Annotated in this window: 15 protein-coding genes; 9 read left to right on the plus strand and 6 right to left on the minus strand. The window is 72.4% G+C overall.

Translation table 11 applies throughout. From position 1 onward, the window contains the following. Positions 1-108: 108 nt before the first annotated feature. Complete coding sequence (locus ACFV3I_RS15740) at positions 109-1674, plus strand: metallophosphoesterase (protein ID WP_378823560.1); 1566 nt, start codon at positions 109-111, stop codon at positions 1672-1674. Between the two features lie 52 nt (positions 1675-1726). On the opposite strand, the gene ACFV3I_RS15745 is transcribed toward ACFV3I_RS15740, so the two are convergent. From ACFV3I_RS15745 to ACFV3I_RS15760, 4 genes are all read right to left on the minus strand, one after another. Then, positions 1727-2134, minus strand: coding sequence for a DapH/DapD/GlmU-related protein (locus ACFV3I_RS15745; RefSeq protein WP_136033147.1), 408 nt, complete (start codon positions 2132-2134; stop codon positions 1727-1729). Positions 2135-2215: 81 nt separating this feature from the next. Further along, positions 2216-2989, minus strand: coding sequence for a DNA-formamidopyrimidine glycosylase family protein (locus ACFV3I_RS15750; RefSeq protein WP_136033144.1), 774 nt, complete (start codon positions 2987-2989; stop codon positions 2216-2218). After that, positions 2989-3798 (minus strand): EI24 domain-containing protein, encoded by an 810-nt coding sequence (locus ACFV3I_RS15755; RefSeq protein WP_136037181.1) that lies wholly within the window; start codon positions 3796-3798, stop codon positions 2989-2991. Before ACFV3I_RS15755 ends, ACFV3I_RS15750 begins: the two co-directional genes overlap by 1 nt. Before the next feature lie 56 nt (positions 3799-3854). Continuing rightward, complete coding sequence (locus ACFV3I_RS15760; protein WP_378823563.1) at positions 3855-8432, minus strand: ATP-dependent helicase; 4578 nt, start codon at positions 8430-8432, stop codon at positions 3855-3857. A gap of 126 nt (positions 8433-8558) precedes the next feature. On the opposite strand from ACFV3I_RS15760, the gene ACFV3I_RS15765 reads away from it, so the two are divergent. Then, positions 8559-10547: an acyltransferase family protein gene (locus ACFV3I_RS15765; protein WP_378823565.1), complete on the plus strand. Its 1989-nt coding sequence runs from the start codon at positions 8559-8561 to the stop codon at positions 10545-10547. After that, complete coding sequence (locus tag ACFV3I_RS15770; RefSeq protein WP_378823567.1) at positions 10544-11239, plus strand: DUF1361 domain-containing protein; 696 nt, start codon at positions 10544-10546, stop codon at positions 11237-11239. The genes ACFV3I_RS15765 and ACFV3I_RS15770 overlap by 4 nt, the downstream gene beginning before the upstream one ends. 49 nt (positions 11240-11288) lie before the next feature. Here the strand turns inward: ACFV3I_RS15770 and ACFV3I_RS15775 are convergent, their stop codons facing one another. Further along, entirely contained in the window at positions 11289-12983 is a 1695-nt protein-coding gene (locus tag ACFV3I_RS15775; protein WP_247637690.1) for an ABC-F family ATP-binding cassette domain-containing protein, read from the minus strand. Positions 12984-13267: 284 nt separating this feature from the next. On the opposite strand from ACFV3I_RS15775, the gene ACFV3I_RS15780 reads away from it, so the two are divergent. After that, positions 13268-13615, plus strand: coding sequence for a hypothetical protein (locus ACFV3I_RS15780; RefSeq protein ID WP_378823570.1), 348 nt, complete (start codon positions 13268-13270; stop codon positions 13613-13615). Here ACFV3I_RS15780 and ACFV3I_RS15785 read toward each other — a convergent pair. Beyond that, positions 13588-14268, minus strand: a complete 681-nt coding sequence (locus tag ACFV3I_RS15785) for an alpha/beta hydrolase (protein ID WP_378823571.1) — start codon at positions 14266-14268, stop codon at positions 13588-13590. The genes ACFV3I_RS15780 and ACFV3I_RS15785 overlap by 28 nt on opposite strands. A gap of 72 nt (positions 14269-14340) precedes the next feature. Between ACFV3I_RS15785 and ACFV3I_RS15790 the strand changes: the two genes are divergently transcribed. The 5 genes from ACFV3I_RS15790 to ACFV3I_RS15810 all read left to right on the plus strand — a co-directional run bounded on the left by ACFV3I_RS15790 (position 14341) and on the right by ACFV3I_RS15810 (position 19541). Continuing rightward, positions 14341-14946 carry a DUF4916 domain-containing protein gene (locus tag ACFV3I_RS15790; protein ID WP_136044474.1) on the plus strand — a complete coding sequence of 202 codons (606 nt, stop codon included), beginning with the start codon at positions 14341-14343 and terminating at the stop codon, positions 14944-14946. A gap of 155 nt (positions 14947-15101) precedes the next feature. Then, on the plus strand, positions 15102-16586 hold the full coding sequence (locus ACFV3I_RS15795; RefSeq protein WP_378823573.1) for an APC family permease: 1485 nt from the start codon (positions 15102-15104) through the stop codon (positions 16584-16586). A gap of 14 nt (positions 16587-16600) precedes the next feature. Next, entirely contained in the window at positions 16601-17374 is a 774-nt protein-coding gene (locus ACFV3I_RS15800; RefSeq protein ID WP_378823575.1) for a gamma-glutamyl-gamma-aminobutyrate hydrolase family protein, read from the plus strand. Positions 17375-17406: 32 nt separating this feature from the next. Next, positions 17407-18171 carry an SDR family NAD(P)-dependent oxidoreductase gene (locus ACFV3I_RS15805; RefSeq protein WP_136044472.1) on the plus strand — a complete coding sequence of 255 codons (765 nt, stop codon included), beginning with the start codon at positions 17407-17409 and terminating at the stop codon, positions 18169-18171. After that, positions 18156-19541, plus strand: coding sequence for a glutamine synthetase family protein (locus ACFV3I_RS15810; RefSeq protein WP_136044471.1), 1386 nt, complete (start codon positions 18156-18158; stop codon positions 19539-19541). Before ACFV3I_RS15805 ends, ACFV3I_RS15810 begins: the two co-directional genes overlap by 16 nt.

Raw genomic sequence — 19541 nt, forward strand, 5'->3', positions numbered from 1 at the left:
TCGGCGTCCGACCTGTGACCCTGGATGCACCTCCGCTGTGGGACGGAGAGGGCGGGCGGTCGATCGTGGGGATCGACGGCGAACGGGGGTGGGGAGATGCGCTCTGCGATGCGCAGGAGCCGCGGTGTGCGGGTGCTCGGCGGGGTGCTCGCCGTGCTCGGGGGACTCGTGCTGGCCTCCCCGGCGGCGATCACGAGCGCCGGGAACGACGAGCGCGAGCGCCCGGAGCCCTTCACGATCGTGGTGCTGCCCGACACGCAGAAGTACACCGTCTCGGACGAGCTCGCGCAGAGCCTGAACGCGCAGACGCAGTGGATCGTCGACACCCGTGAGCAGCTCAACACGAAGTTCGTGATCCAGGTGGGCGACCTCGTCGACTCCTGGCCCGACGTGCACCAGTGGGAGCGCGCGAGCCGCGCGATGGCGATCCTCGACGACGCCGGGGTGCCCAGCTCCGTGCTGCCGGGCAACCACGACCTCGACGTGACGACGGGCGAGTCGAGCACGTACGACGAGTACTTCCCGCCGCGCCGCTACGCCGATGCGACCTGGAACAGCGCGACCGTGTCGTACGGCGGGTACCTCGGTCAAGACCAGTTCGGACCGGACGGCATCGACCGCCAGAACAAGGACAACTACAGCCTGCTGACCGTGGGCGACACGAAGCTGCTGCTGCTCAGCCTCGAGTACGAGACGCCCGCGTACGCACTGGAGTGGGCGCAACGCGTGATCGACGCGCACCCCGACCGGACGGTGATCCTGGCCGTCCACGGTCTCATCACCACGGGCGGCGCGCGGTCGACCGCCACCGAGCGCACCGACGTGACCCCGGTGACCGAGGTCGACCTGTGGCGGGACTTCATCTCGCAGAACTGCTCCATCGCGATGGTGGTCAACGGGCACTGGGCGGTGGGAGACGCGGGCGAGGCGCGGCGCAGCGACCTCAACGCGTGCGGGCGCCCCGTGCCGCAGATCCTTTCGAACTACCAGGGCCGCGCCAACGGCGGCGACGGGTGGCTGCGGTACTACACCGTCGACCCGGCCGCGGGCACGGTCGATGCCCACACGTACTCGCCCACGCTGCGGCAGTACGAGAAGGACGACGACGGCCGCTTCACGCTCCCGCTCGACCTCACGCCGACGGACGACCGGGTGCTGCTGCGCGGCGGGTCGGACTGGAAGGTGTGGAACGAGCTCGGCGCGTGGCCGCGCGGGTGGAAGAGCGCGGCGTTCGACGACGACTGGCAGACCGGCACGGCCCCCCTCGGGTGGGGCAAGGGCGTGCAGACGCCGATCGACCTCGGCCCGCCGCCGGAGAACCGCGCGCGGGCGATGCTGTTCCGGAAGACGGTGGAGCTGGACGACGTCGAGGAGCTGTCGACGGTGACGGTGAGCACGAGGGCCGATGACGGCGTCGCGGTCTGGGTCAACGGCACCCTGATCGGCACCTCGCACCTCGCGTCGAAGAAGCCCACGAGTGAGACGTTCGCAGACGTCGGGCGTTCGACCGACAACGCCACGGACGACCCCGTGACGTTCACCGTGCCGCGCGGCCTGCTGCACGACGGCGAGAACGTCGTGGCCGCCTCCGTCCACGTGAACTACCTGGGCACGAACAGCAGCACGTTCGACCTCGTGATGACGGGTCGGCGATCCTCGTCCGACGGCGAGTGACCGGCCGCCGGACGGTGATGCCCGGTGCGGCCCGGCCCTGCCCGAGTCGCGGTCAGGCGGCCAGCCAGAGGCCCTTCTGATCCGTGGCGACCGTGAGGCCGGCGGCGACCGTCTCGTCGTCGCCGATGCGGGCGCCGGGAACGATGCGGGCGCCGGGTCCGATGTCGGTGCGGACACCGACGTGCGCGTGGTCGCCCACCGCCGCCCCCGGTCCCACGTGCGCGTGCGCGTCGATGTACGCGCCCTCGCCGATCACGGCGTCTTCGTCGATCCACGCCCCGCGCGCGATGATGGCTCCCGCCCCGACGCGCGCGCCGGGTTCGATGTAGGCGCCCGCCTCGATGTGTGCCTTGGGGTGCACCTTCGCGCCGTGCGCGACGAGACCCCGACCGTTGGCGTGCTTGCGGTACCGCAGCGTCGCCCCGTGGTCGTTCTCGATGTCGACGTAGTTCTTGCCCACGATTCCTCCCGTGTTCCGGAGTTCTCCGGATATATCAACAACCACGGGCGGGGTGTTTTCATTCCCCCGGATGGATGCGGCTCAGCGCTGGCAGCGCGGGCACCAGAACGTGATGCGCTCGCGGGTGGGATCGGCACCCTGCTCGCCCCGTCGGATGAGGGTGCCGCAGCGGCGGCACGGGCGTCCGGCACGTCCGTACACCCATGTCCCCTGGCCCGGACGATCGATGCCGGTGAAGGTGCGGTGGCGGCGGTCGCGGTTCGCGCGGATGGTGCGCACACCCAGGTCGAGCAGCGCGGCCACATCGACGTCCGCCGTCGGCGTCGTCGGGAGGATTCCGCGCAGGAACAGGAGTTCCGCGGCGTACTCGTTCCCGAACCCGGCCACGTTTCGCTGGTCGAGCAGCGCCACGTGGATGCTGCGGGTGTCGGCACCGAGTCGTCGCACGGCCTCGGCCGCATCCCAGTCCGCGGCGAGCGGATCCGGTCCGAGGTAGCCCACCAGCTCACCCTCGTCGCGGGTGGGGACGACCTCGACCTCCGCGATGTCCACGCCGACGGCCTCACGCTCGGCGGTGCCCACGATCGCGCGCACCTTGAAGGCCGGGTGCCGCCACCTCTCGCCGGCGCGGTACACGAACCAGGCGCCGTCCATGCGCAGATGGGAATGCAGCGTGCTGTCACCGATGCGCAGCAGCAGATGCTTGCCGCGCGGCACCGCCGCGTGCACGCGCTGTCCGGTCAGGTCGACCGTCGCGAAGCGGGGCACGCGCAGGTCGAAGCGCGTGACCTCGGCACCCGCCAGTGCCTCGTCGAGACGCCGTGCGGTGCGGAAGACGGTGTCGCCCTCGGGCATCAGCGCCTCCCGTCCGGTGAGGGCGGCGTCACGGCGGGCGGAGCGGCGGCGTCGGACGGGGCGGTCGCCGCGGGCAGGGGCCGGCGGGTCATCATGTCGCGGGCGAGCATCGTGCTCCCGGCGACCGCAGCGGGCATCACCGCGATCGCGCCGCCGGGGATCAGGAAGCACAGCTGCGTCGCGACGCCGAAGCCCAGCACGCGCGCCCTGCTGCCGGAGAACAGGACAGCGCGGTCGGACGGGCTGAGCTCACGCGCATCGAACGCGCGCCCGGTCAGCTCGCGCGCCAGCAGCCGTCCGGTCAGGATCACGCCCATCACCGGGGCCAGGACGCCGCCCACTGCCGGGATCAGGCCGAGCACCAGCACGAGCAGCGCGATCAGGATGCCGAGGACCACCAGCCGCAGGCCCTCGCCGACGGTGGTCCAGAACCCGCCGCCGTCCGTCGCGGGCGGGTGGCCGAGGTCGACCTCGACCGCGTGCCAGATGCGCTGGTAGAACGGGTCGCCGATCGTGAGGGTGAGGGCGCTGAACACCGAGCTGGCCAGGGCCAGGGCGGCCGCGACCACCACGAGACCGACGGCCGTGCGCAGCAGACCGCGCCAGGGCTCGTCCCACCGGTCGGCGAACGGCGTCAGCCAGGACGAGATCGACGGCATCCCGATGATGAGCGGGATGATCGCGGCGGCCAGCACGATCACGGCGATCACCGCGGGGATCAGCCCGAGCGCCATGAGCCCCGGGCGCGTGCGCCACACACCGAAGCCGCGGAACAGGGTGCGGACGCCGGCGCTGAACTCTCTGACCATGGCTCCAGGGTAGGTGTCGGGCGGGCGGGGTGGCGGCGACGAGCGCGCGGGAGTGCTCAGACGGCCTTGCGGAGCGTGAACCCCCGCGGCGTCTGCACGAACCCGGCCTCCTGCAGGGCGGCCGCGAGCTCGGTGCCGTAGACGCCCTCGCCGTTGACCTTCTCCACCGTGAGGGTGTCGAGGCGGCGGTCGCGGGCGGTCGCCGCGAGGTCGGCGGTCGCGGCGCGCAGCACCTCGGGGTCGTCGGTGAAGCACAGCACCGTGCGCCCGCCGCGCTCTAGCGACAGCACCAGCGCGCCGTCGACCAGCACCACGAGACCGCCCGCCTTGCGCCCGGGCCGGTGCGACACGCCGTCGAGCTTCGGCCAGCCGAGCGCGGCGCCATAGGGGTTCGCGGGGTCGGTGGCCGCGAGGGTCACAGCCGTGCGGGGCGGCGGATCCGCGAGCCCCGCGTAGGTGCGCAGCCGGTCGACCGTCGCCGAGGCCGCGAACTGCGCGGCGCCGAGCTTCTCGATCACATAACCGCGGCGGCAGTGTCCCGCCTCCTCGAAGCCCGCCAGCACGCGGTACGCCTGGGCGAAACCGCCGGGCACGCCCTCCGCCTGCACCGCGCCGCGGGTCACCACGCCGTAGCGGTCGAGCAGGAGCCCGGCGGTCACGGTGGCGCGTCGCGCGGCATCCGTCTCGATCGCCGGCAGCAGAGACCAGCGTCCGCCGATCGAGGTCGGCCGCGGTGCCGTGCGCGTGAGCGACATCCCGCGGTAGGTGCGCGCGCGGGGGGCACGCCGCTTCACCTTGTGCGCCTGCGACCCGCCCGCGAGCAGCGAGCGGATGGGCGCGAAGGTGTCGTTCGTCACGTGCCCCGACCAGGTCAGGGCCCACAGCGCCTCGAGCACCGACTGCTCGTTCTCGGCTCCGGACATGTCCTTCAGCTGCGCCGCGAAGTAGGCGCCGCCCGCGGCGAGGGCGTCGAGCAGCCGGGCCTCCAGGGAGTCTGCGGCGATCTCGGCGTCGGGCTCGGGAAGCGTGAACGGGGCGAGGTCGACGGGGTGCAGCGACACCCAGCCGTCGCGGCCCGGAAGCGTGCCGTGGCCCGACCAGATCACCTCGCCCGCGGCCGTGAGCTCGTCGAGCATCGCGGGGGAGTAGTCGCGCACCCGCGACGGCAGCACGAGCGACTCCCACGCGCTCGCGGGGATCGGCACACCCGCGAACTGCTCGATCACGGTGAGCACGCCGTCGATGCCCTCCAGCGGCCGACCGAGGTGCTGCCAGTCGGGCAGGAATCGCGCGTAGGCCTCCGGCGACACCGGCTCGACGGAGCCGCGGATTGCTGCGAGCGAGCGCATGCGCAGCCGTCGCAGGACCTCGGTGTCGCACCACTCGAGGTCGTCGCCGCTGCCTGCCGCGGTCGGCAGGAAGTAGCCGCTGGTCAGACGACCGTTCGTCTCCAGGCGCTGCAGCGTGTGCCGGGCGACCGCGGCGCCGAGACCGAACCGGGTCGCGACCGCCGTGGTCGTGAAGGGCCCGTGCGTCCGGGCGTACCGCGCCACCAGGTCGCCCAGGGGATCGGCGACCGGCTCGAGGAACGCGACCGGGATCCCCGTGGGCAGGGCCGCGCCGAGGGCGTCGCGCAGCCGACCGGCGTCTTCGATCGCGGCCACCCTGGCGACACCGGCCACGGTGACCGGGATGGCACGGCGGGCGCCGATCAGCTCGTCCAGCAGCGTCGCGGCGCTGGCACCGGCGGTCGAGTCGGGGTCGAGTCGCGCCGACACCTCGTCGGCGTCGAGCGGGCCCAGCATGCGCAGCAGGTCGGCCACGCCCTCCAGACCGCGCACCCGCCGCTCGGGGTCGAGGCGCTGTGCCTCGCGCTCGAACTGCGCGATCACGTCGGGGTCGAGCAGCTCGCGCAGCTCCACCGTGCCCAGCAGCTCGCCCAGCAGTGCGGGGTCGACGGAGAGGGCGGCCGCCCGGCGTTCGGCCAGCGGCGAGTCGCCCTCGTACATGAACGCGCCGACATACCCGAACAGCAGGTCGCGGGCGTAGGGGGAGGGCTGGCCGGGCTGGGTCTCCACGAGCCGGACGCGGCGGTCGCCGATCGCCGTCGCGAGCTTGCGCAGGGACGGCAGGTCGTACACGTCCTGCAGCACCTCGCGCAGCGTCTCCAGGATCACCGGGAACGTGGGGTGCCGGCGGGCGACCTCGAGCAGCTGCGCCGACCGCTGCCGCTGCTGCCACAGGGGCGTGCGCCGGTTGGGGTTCGTGCGGGGCATGAGCAGCGCCCGCGCCGCGCACTCGCGGAACCGGGAGGCGAACAGCGCCGAACCCCCCACCTCCTGCGTGACCAGCTGCTCCAGCTCGTCGGGGTCGAACACGAACAGCTCGGCGCCGGGCGGCTCGGCCTCGGCGTCGGGGATGCGCACGATGATGCCGTCGTCGCTCGCCACGGCGGAGCCCTCGACGCCCAGCCGCTCGCGCACCCGCGCGTTGATCGCGAGGGCCCAGGGCGCGTGCACCTTCATGCCGTACGGGGAATGGAGGATCACGCGCCAGTCGCCGACCTCGTCGTGACCGCGTTCGACCGTGAGGGTGCGGTCGGTCGGGAGGGTGCCCGTCGCCTCGCGCTGCTCGGTCAGGTGCGCCATCAGATTGGCGCGCGCCTGCTCGTCGAGCCCGGCCTCGATCAGCCGCTGCTGCGCCTTCTCCGGCGAGGCGGAGGAGACCTCGCGGGAGAACGCGCCCAGGGCCTCACCGAGCTCGAACGGCCGGCCGATCCCGTCACCGTGCCAGAACGGCACCTTGCCCGGCTGGCCGTATGCGGGGATCACGTTCACGCGGTCGTGCGTGATCTCGGCGATGCGCCAGCTCGTGGTGCCGAGCGTGAACACGTCGCCCACGCGCGACTCGTACACCATCTCCTCGTCGAGCTCGCCGACCCGCGCCCCGGTCGACTCGCCCGCGACGAACACCCCGAACAGCCCGCGGTCGGGGATCGTGCCGCCGCTGGTCACCGCGATGCGCTGCGCCCCGGGGCGACCGGTCAGCGTGCCCGCGTCGCGATCCCACACCAGACGCGGCCGCAGCTCGGCGAACTCGTCCGAGGGGAAGCGGCCGGCGAGCAGGTCGAGCGTGGCCTCGTACGCCGAGCGCGGAAGGGACTGGAACGGCGCGGACCGCCGCACGGTCTCGAACCACTCCTCGACGCTGATGGCACCGAGGGCGCTCGCCGCCACGGTCTGCTGCGCGAGGATGTCGAGCGGGTTGCGCGGCACCTGGATGGCCTCGATCTTGCCGGCGAGCATGCGCTCCGTGACGATCGCCGTGTGCAGCACGTCGCCGCGGTGCTTGGGGAACAGGGCGGCGCGACTGATCTCGCCCACCTGGTGCCCGGCGCGCCCGACGCGCTGGAGCCCGGAGGCGGCGGACGGCGGAGCCTCGACCTGGATCACCAGGTCGACCGCGCCCATGTCGATGCCCAGCTCCAGGCTGCTGGTCGCGACGACGCAGCGCAGCACGCCCGACTTCAGCTCCTCCTCGACCTGCGCCCGCTGCTCCTTCGACACCGAACCGTGATGGGCTTTCGCGAGCACCGGATCCGCTCCCGCGGTCGCCCCCGCCTGCGCCATCATCGCCGCGGGCACGGACGCCTCGGGAAGCGCGACCCCGATCCGCTCGGAGTAGATCTCGTTGAGGCGTCCCGTCAGCCGCTCCGCGAGGCGGCGGGAGTTCGCGAACACGATCGTCGAGTTGTTCTGGAGGATGCGGTCGACGATCGCCTCCTCCACGTGCGGCCACACCGAACCCGTCACCTCGGTGTACTCCGCGTCGATCCCCGGTGCCTCGGGCGGCGCACCGGGGGGCGGCGGCGGGTTGGTCATGTCGTCCATCGGCACGACCACGCCCAGCTCGAACGTCTTGGACGCCGGCGGGGCCACGATCTCGACCGGGTCGGCTCCGCCGAGGAACCGCGCGACCTCGTCGATGGGTCGCACGGTGGCGGACAGCCCGATCCGCTGCGCCGGCTTCTCGTTGCCGTGCGCGGCCCGCAGCGCGTCGAGGCGTTCCAGGCTGACCGCCAGATGCGCGCCACGCTTGGTGGCTGCCACGGCGTGCACCTCGTCGATGATCACGGTGTGCACGTCGCGCAGGGTCTCCCCGGCGCGGCTGGTGAGCATCAGGTACAGCGACTCGGGTGTGGTGATGAGGATGTCGGGCGGGTCGGACACGAGCTTGCGCCGGTCGCTGGAGGTGGTGTCGCCCGAGCGCACCCCGACCGTGACCGCGGGGGCGGCGAGCCCCAGCCGCCGCGCGGACTGCCCGATCCCGATCAGCGGGGACCGCAGGTTGCGCTCGACGTCGACACCCAGTGCCTTCAGCGGGGAGATGTAGAGGATGCGCGTGCGCCCGGAGTCTGCGTCCACGGGCGCCTCGGCGCGCTCGCGGAACACGCTGTCGATCGCCCAGAGGAACGCCGACAGCGTCTTGCCTGAGCCCGTCGGCGCGACCACGAGCGCGTGCTTGCCCGCCGAGATCGCCTCCCACGCCCCCGCCTGGGCGGGAGTGGGCGCGGTGAAGGCGCCGCGGAACCAGTCCTGGGTGGCGGGCGTGAAGCGTTCGAGCACATCGCTCATCCCCCCATCTTCGTGGACGCCGCCGACATTGGGGCCGACGGGCGCTCGCCCCGGCGCGACAGGAGCGCACTCAGGAATAACCGGTAACGTCTAGCGTGTTACCGTCCGAATCGAAGTGACATCCTCATGCCTTTCCTCGCCTCCTCCTCCGCCGCCTCGGCGTCCCCCTCCTCTCGCGTCTCCGGGCTGACCGGACTGCGCGCCCTGGCCGTCGTCGCCGTCCTCGGCTACCACCTCCTCCCCGCCGCGGTGCCCGGCGGATTGATCGGCGTCGACGTCTTCTTCGTCGTGAGCGGCTTCATCGTCACCCGACTCCTGCTGCGCGAACGCGCGCGCACCGGCCGGGTGTCGCTCGGCGCGTTCTGGGCGCGGCGCGCCCGACGCATCCTGCCGGCACTCGCGCTCGTGCTGGCCGTCTGCATCCCGCTCGCCTTCCTGGTCGCTCCGCACCTGCTGTCGGGCATCCGGCGTCAGTTGATCGGCGCTCTCACGTTCAGCTCGAACTGGCTGGCGATCGCCGCGGACGGCGACTACTTCCAAGCCGACCAGCCCGACCTGTTCACCAACCTGTGGTCGCTGGCGGTCGAGGAGCAGTTCTACCTGATCTGGCCGTTGCTGCTGGTCCTGCTGCTGGTGGTCGTGCGCTGGCGTCGCCGCACCGTCGTCGTCCTGGCCCTCGTGCTGGCCGTGCTGTCAGCGGGGGCGATGGTGCTGCTGTCGGCGCCGCCGCTGGGATCGCCGACCCGCGCCTACTTCGGCACCGACACCCACGCGTTCGGACTGCTGCTGGGCGTCGCTCTCGCCGTCGGGATGGGAGCGGGAGAGGTGCGCATGGCCACCGGTCGGCAGGCCGTGGCGCGGACGGCTCTCGGCGTCGCCTCGCTCGGCGTGCTGGTCGCGCTCGCCGTGGTGCTGTCGGACGCATCTCCCGCTGCCGCGCACGGCGGCCTCGCGCTGGCCAGCCTCGCCGCTCTCGGCCTGATCTGGTCGGCGGCGACGGTGCCGCCGCTCGGCCGTGTGCTGGATGCGGCCCCGCTGTCCTGGCTGGGCGAGCGCTCGTACGCGGTCTACCTGTGGCACTGGCCGCTGCTGCTGATCCTGGGGGCCACTCCGCTCGCGGCGCAGCCACTTCTCGTCGCGGTCGTGACGGCGGCGCTGTCCATCCTCGTCGCAGCGCTCTCCTACGCCTTCGTCGAGACACCCTTCCGGCGCGGCCTGCGCGTGCATCCGCCGCTTCCCCGTCGACACGTCGTGCTGCCGGCGCTCGTGGTCGGGGTGCTGGCGGTCGCGAGCGCGGGCATCGCGATCGGCCATGACGACGCCTCGGCGGCCGAGGCCCTCGTCGAGCGCGGCCGCGAGGCGATCGCCCACGCCGCCCCCGCCCCGGCCGCGTCGCCGCAGACGGGTTCCGGCGCCGACTCCGGTCCGACGCCCTCGCCCTCGCCCTCGCCGACCAGCACCGCGGCGACGCCGCCGCCCATCCTCGGCACCGACATCACGGCGGTCGGCGACTCGGTCATGCTCGCCGCCGCGCCCGAATTGCAGAACGCGCTGCCCGGCATCGCCATCGACGCCCAGGTCTCGCGCAGCATGTGGCCGGCCACGGGCATCCTGTCGTCGCTCGCGAACGACGGTGCCCTGCGTCCGACGGTCGTCGTGGGGCTGGCGACCAACGGCGGCGTCGATCCCGACCTGCTCGCCGACATCCTCGGGATCGTCGGCCCGGACCGCACCCTGGTGTTCGTGAACGCGCACGCGCAGCGCAGCTGGATCCCGGGCGGCAACGCGACGCTCGCCGACTTCGCGGCCGCGTATCCGAACGTCACGGTCGCCGACTGGGACGGTGCCATCACGCCCTACCCTGACGACCTCGCCGGCGACGGCATCCATCCGCAACCCGCGGGCGGCGACATCTATGCGGCGGTCGTCACGGGGGCGATCGCCCAGGCGCACCTCGACGAGGCACAGGCCGCCGACGCAGCCGCGAAGGCCGCGGCCGATGCCGCCCGGGAGGCGGCGAAGGCGGCGAAGAAGCCCGCGGCGGCGACCGCTCGTCCCGATGACACGCAGCACGACGATTCGCACGCCGTCCCGACCCCCACGCCGACGCCGTGACGGCGGTCCTGCTGATGGGGGCGGGGGTGGTCGCCCTGAACCTGTACGCACTCGCCCTGGTCCTGCTGCGCGCGCCGGTGTATCGCGTTCCGCTGTATCGGCCTATGGTGCTGAACCTGGCGCTGTCTGCCGCGCCGGCCCTGGTTCTGGCGGCCACCCTCGCCATCGAGGTCGCCGTCGATGCCCGCGCCTCGTCGCCCGTCCCCTGGATCATCCTGGTGATCGGGGCCGTGGTGTGGCTACTGCTCCTGCCGAACTCGGCCTACCTGATCACGGAGCTCAACTTCACGCACCGCCGCGAGGGCGAGGTGCTGCCGCTGTGGTTCGATATCGTCGCGACCCTGGCACTGGCGATGTCCGGGGTGTTGAACGCGCTCGTCAACGTTTTCGTGGTCCAGATGCTCGTGGTGGCGATCTGGTACGAGGACGACGCCGCCCCCTTCACCCGTGCGGACTCTTGGCTGGTGGTCGCCGCCGTTCTCGTGCTCGTGTCGTTCGGCATCTATCTCGGCCGTCACATCCGCTTCAACTCGTGGGACCTCGCGCGCCCGATGAGGTTCGCGCGGCTGCTCGTCGCGCACTTCGCGGCGCCGGGACGAGTGACCGAGGCCGTGGGCTTCTGCGTCGTGCACACCCTTCTGCTCGGCATCCTCTACGCCGTCGTCGCCCTGCCTCTGGCGGTGTCGGTCTGAGTCGCGTGCGGGTCCCGCGCCGCCGGACGACGCCGCGGGACCCGGGCGTTCACGACGGCGGGAGCGCCGTCTCCTGCAGCGCACCCTCCGCGTCGATCTCGAGGGTGAGGTCGAGGTCGAGTCGCCGCAGGAACGCATCATCGTGGCTGACGATGAGCACGGCGCCGCGATAGGTGCGCAGCGCCTCGACCAGCTGATCGACCGTGTCCAGGTCGAGGTTGTTGGTCGGCTCGTCCAGCACCACCAGGTGGGGCGCCGGGTCCGCCAGGAGGAGTCCCGCCAGGGCCACGCGGAACCGCTCGCCCCCGGACAGCGCCGCGACCGGGCGCTCGACGGTCGCTCCACGGAGGAGGAACCGGGCCAGGCGGTTGCGCAGCTCCTTCTCCGGCACGTGCGGGGCCCGGCGGGCGATGTTGTCGAACACCGACGCGCCCTCGTCGAGACCGTCCACGCGCTGCGGAAGGTAGCCGATCCGGTCGGTGAACGCCTCCGCCCGCAACTCCGGCCGGTCGTCCCTCGGGAGGTCCGGCCCGGAATCGGCCGCACCGGGTGGAGCCGCCGCGATAGGGTCGCGATCTCCTGTGTCGCGAACACCGCTGGCGACGAGCCGTTCGAGCAGGGTGGTCTTGCCGGCGCCGTTGCGACCGATCAGTGCCACGCGCTCGGGGCCCTGCACGATCCAGGAGCGCTCGCCGTCACCGAGCTCGGCGATGCGGCGCGCGCGGGAGACCTGCGGGTCGGGGAGCTCGATCTTCATGGTGTCGTCCGAGCGGATCCGGCGCCCGGCCTCGTCGTGCGCGGCGCGGGCCGCCTCCTCCTTCGCCCCGACCTCGGTGCGCAGCTTGCCCGCCGAGACCTCAGCGGCCATCTTCCTGCCGTGCGCGATGATCTTCGGCACGCGCTTCTCGACCTCGGCCTTCTTGGCGGTGCGGGCGCGGTGGGCGAGCTTGACCTCCGCCTCGATGCGCTGCCGCTTCTCCTTGCGCAGCGCCTGCGCCGCGGCGACCTCGGCCTGCCGCGCCGCGTCCTGCTCGGCGTCCAGCCACGCGCGCCACTCGGAGTACGGCCCGCCGAACACGCTCAACGTCTGCCCGTAGAGCTCCGCGGTGTCGTCCATCAGCTCGAGCAACGACAGGTCGTGGCTGACCACGATGAGCGTGCCCTTCCACGCCTGCACCATCGCGCCGAGCGTCGCCCTGGCGTCGCGGTCGAGGTTGTTGGTCGGCTCGTCCAGGAGCGTGATCGGCGCGCGCCGCAGGCGGATCCCGGCGATCGCGACGAGGACGGCTTCGCCGCCCGACAGCTCGCCCACGGTGCGGTCGAGGAACGCGGGGGCGAGTCCGGCCTCCGCAAGGGAGGCCTCCGCGCGCGCCTCGATGTCCCAGTCGTCGCCGACCGCGTCGAAGTGCGCGGGATCGACGTCGCCCGCGGTGATGGCGCGCACCGCGTCGAGCGCGGTGGAGACGCCGAGCAGCTCCGCCACGCGGCGGTCGACGTCGAGCGTCAACTGCTGCGGCAGGTACGCCACCTCGCCGGAGGTGGAGACGGATCCGGACGTGGGGGTGAGCTCGCCGGCGATCAGGCGCAGCAGGGTGGACTTGCCGGCGCCGTTGCGTCCGACCAGGCCGGTGCGCCCGGACCCGAAGGCTCCGGACACGCCGTCGAGTGCGACCGAGCCGTCGGGCCAGGTGTAGGTGAGGCGGTCGAGCACGACCGAGGGATGAACGGTGGTGGGGTATGACACGGGGTGTCTCCTGTCGAGTGCGGGGGTGCACTGACACCGGGGCCCGGGGTGGCGCGAACGGGTCGCACCCGGAGGGCGGGGTCTGCCGGGGAGTCGGCGATCGTCGGGTCAGCGCGCGGAAAGAGGAGCGCGGAGGCGACGATTCAGATCAAAGGACTTCCAGACACGGCGGACAGGACGCCACGACGATACCCGGGCGTGTCGGCGTTCGCAACTCCCGGGTGTGTCGCGCCTCCGTCGCACGGGGGATGCCGGCACCGCGACGGATGCGTAGCGTGGGAGGCATGGCGGATCGGAACCCCAGCCCGGAGGAGCTTCGGGCACGCACCGGCCTCGGCGTCGGCCTCGCGCTCGGCGTGGCGATCGGCGTGTCACTCGGCATGGCGATGAAGAACTGGGCCCTCGGCATCGGCATCGGTCTGGCGATCGGCGTGGCTCTCTCGGTCGCTTTCCGCGGCTCCGGGCGGGCGGACCCGAGCGGGCCGGACGGCGAGCAAGACCCGGGGCATCCGGAGGACGGGGTGGACGGGGGTGAGCGGGAGCGCCCGGAAGCTGCGGCGGACCCGGGAACTCCGGTCGACCCGGGAGTCCCGGGGGAGCGCGGTCAGGACGGGCGGGACCCCTCCGCCTGATCCGCGTCGATCCCGTCGACCCAGGTCGTGAGGAAGCGGTGCACGTCGCCGAGCTCGTCCTCGGAGATGCTGTGCGTGAGGCCGCTGTAGACGCGGCCGGACAGCGCGGCGTGCGACGGCAGCCACTGGGCCGTGTGGTCGATGAGCGCCGGAGGGATCACGTCGTCGTGCGTGCCGCGACCCCAGAACACGCGGGGCCGGAGCTCCGTCAGGGCGTCGTCGCCCGGCAGCGGCTCCGGTGCGACATAGCCGCTCAGTGCGACCACGGCGTCGAAGCGCTCCGGCGCGAGCCGCAGTGCCTGCAATGACACGGCCGCGCCCTGCGAGAACCCGAGCAGCGCGACCGACGGGGCGTCGCCCGCCGCGGCGTCGAGCCAGCGGAGGAACGCCTCCGCTGCGAGCGTCACGGCGGTCGAGCTGCGCCCGTCCAGGCCCTCGATCGGGTACCAGGAGCGTCCGGGCTGGGGCCACGGCGGCGCGAGCGGTGCGGCGACAGAGGCGACGGCGAGTTCGCCGGGCAGGTAGGGGACGAGCCCGAACAGGTCGTGCTCGTCGGCGCCGTACCCGTGCAGCAGGACCACGAGGGGGAGCCCGGCGCGCTCCGCCGTCGACCAGCGGGTGGCGGTGTCGTCGATCGTCAGAATCTCACTCACCCCGTCATCCTGCCAGGCGGCACCGACGCGCCGCCGGTGTCCCTCGTCGGAGGGTGCTGATAGAAAGGACGCATGGCGGTGCGCACACCCGATCCCGATCCGGAGCCCGACGACGAGGGCCTCGGCGCGTTCCGCGACGCCACTCCGCCGGCGCCGGACGCGAACCCCGGCTGGCTCAGCGACGTGGAACTCGAGGAGGCGCGTCGGCGCCTTCCCATGCTGTACGTCGAGGCGATCCCGGTCCGCACCGACGGCTCCGGTCAGGTCACGGAGATCGGCATCCTCCTGCGCTCCACGCCGATGGGGGAGATGACCAGGACCATCGTGTCGGGTCGCGTGCGCTTCGGGGAGACGATCCGCGACGCCCTGTTCCGTCACGTCGAGAACGACCTGGGGCCCATGGCCTTCCCGCTCCTTCCCCCGCAGCCGCTGCCGTTCACGGTGGCGGAGTACTTCCCGATCCCCGGGGTCAGTGCCTATCACGACGACCGCCAGCACGCGGTGTCGCTGGCGTTCGTGGTGCCGGTGACCGGAACGTGCGAGCCGCGGCAGGACGCGCTGGAGGTCACCTGGTTCTCTCCCGAGGCCGCCGCGTCCGACGCGGTCGCCGCCGAGATGGAGGGCGGCCGGGGCACGCTCATCCGGCACGCCCTGGCGAGCCTGGGCCTGCTGCGCTGACCGCGCGCTGACGGCCCCGGGGAGCGGGGCGTCGCGCTGTTCGTGGTGCCTCGGCGGACGGGGATGATCGCCGGTCCGTGGAAAAGTCTTGCGCTGTCGCCGATCAATGGGCTAAAGATTAGACCATTGATCCAATCGGCAAAGGATGCTTCGACATGGATGCTTCGACAACGACGTCGCCCTCCGCAGAACAACCCCGCGAGCGCAACCTCCGCGGCAACCTCGGGGCGGTGACCGTCACCTTCATGGTGATCGCCGCCGCCGCGCCCCTCACCGTGGTCGGCGGCATCGTGCCGATCGGCTACCTGCTCGGCAACGGGATCGGCTTCCCGGTCATGTTCCTCGTGGCCACCGTGATCCTGCTGCTCTTCTCCGTCGGCCTCACCGCGATGAGCCGCTACCTGCCCCGCGCCGGCTCCTTCTTCGTGTTCATCACGCACGGACTCGGTCGCACCCCCGGCCTCGCCGCCGCCTACCTCGCCCTGGTCTGCTACACCACCGTGCAGATCGCGGTGTTCTCCTACCTCGGCGCCACCATCTCATCGAGCATCGCGCTGCTCGGCGGACCCGAGATCCCCTGGTGGCTGCTCACCCTGGTCTCGGTCGCGCTGGTCGGTGCGCTCGGGTACCGGCAGATCGAGCTCAGCTCGCGCGTGCTCGTCGTGGTGCTGCTCGCCGAGATCGGGATCGTCGTCCTGCTGGGGCTCGTCATCCTCGTCACCGGCGGAGCCGACGGCGTGACCTTCGGCTCGTTCGTCCTGCAGAACGTGCTCTCCGGGGCACCCGCGCTCGGGCTGATGTTCGCCATCGCCAGCTTCATCGGGTTCGAGTCCACGGTGGTGTACCGCGACGAGGTGCGCACGCCGGAGCGCACCATCCCGCGCGCCACCTACGCCTCCGCGATCGTGATCGGCGTCTTCTACGCGTTCGCCGCCTGGACCGTGGTGGTCGGCGTGGGGGAGGGAGACGTGATCGACGAAGCCGCCGCCGACCCCACGACCCTCATCACCCGCGTCACCGAGCAGTACCTCGGCCCGGTCGGCTCGGTCGCCGTGGCCCTGCTGTTCCTGGGCAGCATGTTCGCGGCGGTGCTCTCGCTGCACAACGTGCTCACCCGCTACCACCACGCAATGGCCAACGCCCGCGTGCTGCCCGACCGCGTCGGCAGCGTGCACACCCGACACGGATCGCCCCACGTCGCCTCGCTGGTGCAGGTCGCCACCTCGGGCGTCGCGATCGCCCTGCTCGCCATCCTCGGCTTCGCGCCGGAGAACATCTTCTCCTGGTTCGCCGGCATCGGCACCCTCGCGATCGTGATCCTCATGGCCGTGACCTGCCTCGCCGTGATCGTGTACTTCGCCCGCACCCGCGCCCTGCGCAGCCCCTGGCACACCGTGATCGCCCCGGGCCTCGGCCTGCTCGGGCTGGCGGTGTCCGCCGTGCTCATCGCCGCGAACTTCCCGCTGCTCGTCAGCGACGTCGACGCCGACGGCAACCCGGCGTGGGGCGTCATCAGCATCACCCTCGTCGCCGTCGTGATCATCGCCCCGGTGATCGGGCTGGTGCAGGCGGCGATCATGCGGGCGAGCGCACCGGCGGCCTACGCCCAGATCGTGCGGCGCTTCGACGAGAACGCCTGACCCCGAACCGAAGGATGGACATCATCAGTCTCCCCGCCCTGCCCCGGCCCCTGATCGGCATCTCCGGTCGTCGCACCAGCGGCGCGGCGATCGGCGCCCCGTACGGCTTCGCCGACGCCCCGCTGGAGGCGTACCTCAGCGAGTACGCCACCTCGGTGCTCCGAGCCGGCGGCCTGCCCGTGCACCTGCCCATGGATGCCGACCCGGCCGAACTCGTGGCCCGGCTCGACGGCGTCGTCATCGTCGGCGGCGACGACGTCGACCCGCGCCGGTACGGGCAGACCCCCGGCCCGTTCACGCCCCTCGTCGACCCGCAACGCGACGAGTTCGAGTCGGGGCTGATCCTCGCCGCGATCGAGCGCGCGCTGCCGCTGCTGGGGGTGTGCCGGGGCGCGCAGCTGCTCAACGTGGTCCGCGGCGGCACCCTGCATCAGCACCTCGCCGCGGGCGAGGGCGAGTCGCACGGCTCGTACGCCTACCCCCGCGCCCACCGGGTGCACGAGGTGCGCACGGCAGAGGGCAGCGTCGTGCACGGCCTCTACGGCGAGAGCACCCGCGTGAACTCGTTCCACCACCAGGCGGTCGACACCCCCGGCGCCGGGGTGACCGTGACCGGCTGGGCGCCCGACGGCGTCGTCGAGGCGATCGAGTTCGACGGGCTGCCGGTGGTGGGCGTGCAGTGGCACCCCGAGACCTTCGGCGGTGACCCGGTCTTCGACTGGCTCGTCGATCAGGCGTCCGCGCACACCGCGGTCGCCCCCACCCCCGCGACCGAGAGCGTCGCCTAGGCGCCGCAGACGCACGAACAAGGAGAGACACCATGCGACACGCAGACAGGAACGCCTTCATCACGGGCGCAGGATCCGGGATCGGCCGCGAGACCGCCCTCCGCCTGGCGAGCGAGGGGGCACGCATCCTCGTCACCGACGTCTCGGCCGAGGGCGCCGCCGAGACCGTGCGCCTGATCGAAGCGACCGGCGGCACGGCGCTCGCGGCGGTGGTGGACGTGCGCTCGCGCGAGCAGATCCGCGCCGCGGTCGCGCAGGCCGCCCAGGCGTGGGGAGCCCTGCACCTGCTCGTCAACAACGCCGGCGTGGTCACCGAGCACTCGTTCGAGACGCTCACCGAGGAGGCGTGGGACTTCGTCTTCGACATCAACCTCAAGGGCCAGTTCCTCGTGGCGCAGGAGGTGGCGCCGCTCATCGCCGAGTCGGGCGGCGGCGCCATCGTCAACCTCTCCACCGTGGAGGCACTGGTCGTGGTGACCAGCACCGGCACCGCGCAGCCGCACTACAACGCCAGCAAGGGCGGCGTGCCCATGCTCACCAAGGCGCTCGCGGTCGAGCTCGCGGCCAAGAACATCCGCGTCAACTGCGTCGCCCCCGGCCCCATCGCGACCGACTTCTTCGACTACGACAGCGTCACCAGCCCCGAGGCGCTGGAGTTCATGAAGCAGCGGCTGCTCGTGCCACGGGTGGGCCTGCCGAGCGACATCGCCGCGGCCGTATCCTGGCTGCTCAGCGACGAGGCGTCCTGGATCGACGGCATCCAGCTCCCTGTCGACGGAGGGTGGCTGACGCGATGATCGACGACGTGCGCCTGGCGCCGGACGAACTGGAGGCCGCGGGGATCCGCACCGTGATCGTCGCGACGCCCGACCTCCAAGGTCGGCTCGTCGGTCGCCGCATCCCCGTCGAGGGCTTCGGCCGGGTCGTGGCGAACGGTGTCGACATCTGCACCTGCGCGTGGGCGTGGGACATCGATCAGGGGCTCGAGCTGATCGACCAGAACCGCTTCGCCCTGTGCGGCATGCACAACGGCGTGCCCGACGTCACGCTGCTCCCCGACCTCGACACCCTGCGTCCTGCGGCGTGGCTGGAGGGTGTCGCGATCTGCCTCGCCGACCCGGTCGACGTGCACACGCACGAGCCGATGCCGCTGTCGCCGCGGGTGATCCTGAAGCAGGAGCTGGCGCGCCTGCGCGACCTCGGTCTCACGCCGCTCGCGGGCACCGAGCTGGAGTTCTACCTGTTCCGCAACGACCCGCGGGAGCTGCGCCGCTCGGGGTTCCGCGACCTCGATCCGACGACCCTCACCCCCTCCGACTTCATGATCCACGAGGGCAACCTCTACGAGCCGTTCTTCCAGAGGCTGCGGTCCGACCTGCGCGCGAGCGGCATCCTCGTCGAGGCCGCGCAGAGCGAGTGGGGTCTCGGGCAGTGGGAGATGACGTTCGAGTACGGCGACCCGCTGGAGATGGCCGACCGGCATGCGCTGTACAAGCTCGCGGTGCGTGACACCGCCGCCCGGGCGGGCATGTCGGCGACCTTCATGGCGCGTCCGCTCAACGACCAGCCGGGCTCGTCGTGCCACGTGCACGTGTCGTTCGTCGACGACGAGGGCACGGCGCTGTTCTGGGACGACTCCGACCCCGATCACCTCAGCCCCCGCATGCGCTCGGCGATCGCCGGGGCGCTGGAGCACGCGCCGGCGCTGATGGCGTGGTACGCCCCGACGGTCAACTCGTACCGCCGCAGCAACTCCACCGACGTCGCCGGCAGCGGGCGCACCTGGGGCTTCGACAACCGCACCACCACGGTGCGTGTGGTCGGCCACTCGCCGCAGGCGCTCCGGTTCGAGTTCCGCCTGCCCGGCGCCGACACCAACCCGTACTTCGCGCTCACGGGCATCCTCGCGTCGGCCCGCGACGGGATGCGGACGGGGGCCGAGCTCGGCGATCCGGTGCGCGGCAGCGCCTACGACCTCCCCGGCGACGGCGCCATGCCCGCTGACCCGCGGCAGGCGGGAGCGCTCTTCGCCGACAGCGCGTTCGTGCAGGAGCTGCTGACGCCGGAGCTCATCTCGCATCAGCGCATCCTGCTCGACCACGAGTGGTCCACCTTCATGTCCCGCGTCACCGACTGGGACCTGCACCGCTACTTCGATCGGATCTGA

Origin of the sequence: Microbacterium sp. NPDC059771 (assembly GCF_042732495.1) — a bacterium.
Lineage (GTDB): Bacteria > Actinomycetota > Actinomycetes > Actinomycetales > Microbacteriaceae > Microbacterium > Microbacterium sufflavum.

Excerpts from the sequence above, each read along its gene's own strand:
- ACFV3I_RS15760 (WP_378823563.1), bottom strand. The coding sequence starts at position 8,432 with ATGAGCGATGTGCTCGAACGCTTCACGCCCGCCACCCAGGACTGGTTC.
- ACFV3I_RS15755 (WP_136037181.1), bottom strand. The coding sequence starts at position 3,798 with ATGGTCAGAGAGTTCAGCGCCGGCGTCCGCACCCTGTTCCGCGGCTTC.
- ACFV3I_RS15740 (WP_378823560.1), top strand. The coding sequence starts at position 109 with ATGCGCAGGAGCCGCGGTGTGCGGGTGCTCGGCGGGGTGCTCGCCGTG.
- ACFV3I_RS15800 (WP_378823575.1), top strand. The coding sequence starts at position 16,601 with ATGGACATCATCAGTCTCCCCGCCCTGCCCCGGCCCCTGATCGGCATC.
- ACFV3I_RS15790 (WP_136044474.1), top strand. The coding sequence starts at position 14,341 with ATGGCGGTGCGCACACCCGATCCCGATCCGGAGCCCGACGACGAGGGC.
- ACFV3I_RS15780 (WP_378823570.1), top strand. The coding sequence starts at position 13,268 with ATGGCGGATCGGAACCCCAGCCCGGAGGAGCTTCGGGCACGCACCGGC.
- ACFV3I_RS15750 (WP_136033144.1), bottom strand. The coding sequence starts at position 2,989 with ATGCCCGAGGGCGACACCGTCTTCCGCACCGCACGGCGTCTCGACGAG.
- ACFV3I_RS15765 (WP_378823565.1), top strand. The coding sequence starts at position 8,559 with ATGCCTTTCCTCGCCTCCTCCTCCGCCGCCTCGGCGTCCCCCTCCTCT.
- ACFV3I_RS15805 (WP_136044472.1), top strand. The coding sequence starts at position 17,407 with ATGCGACACGCAGACAGGAACGCCTTCATCACGGGCGCAGGATCCGGG.
- ACFV3I_RS15795 (WP_378823573.1), top strand. The coding sequence starts at position 15,102 with ATGGATGCTTCGACAACGACGTCGCCCTCCGCAGAACAACCCCGCGAG.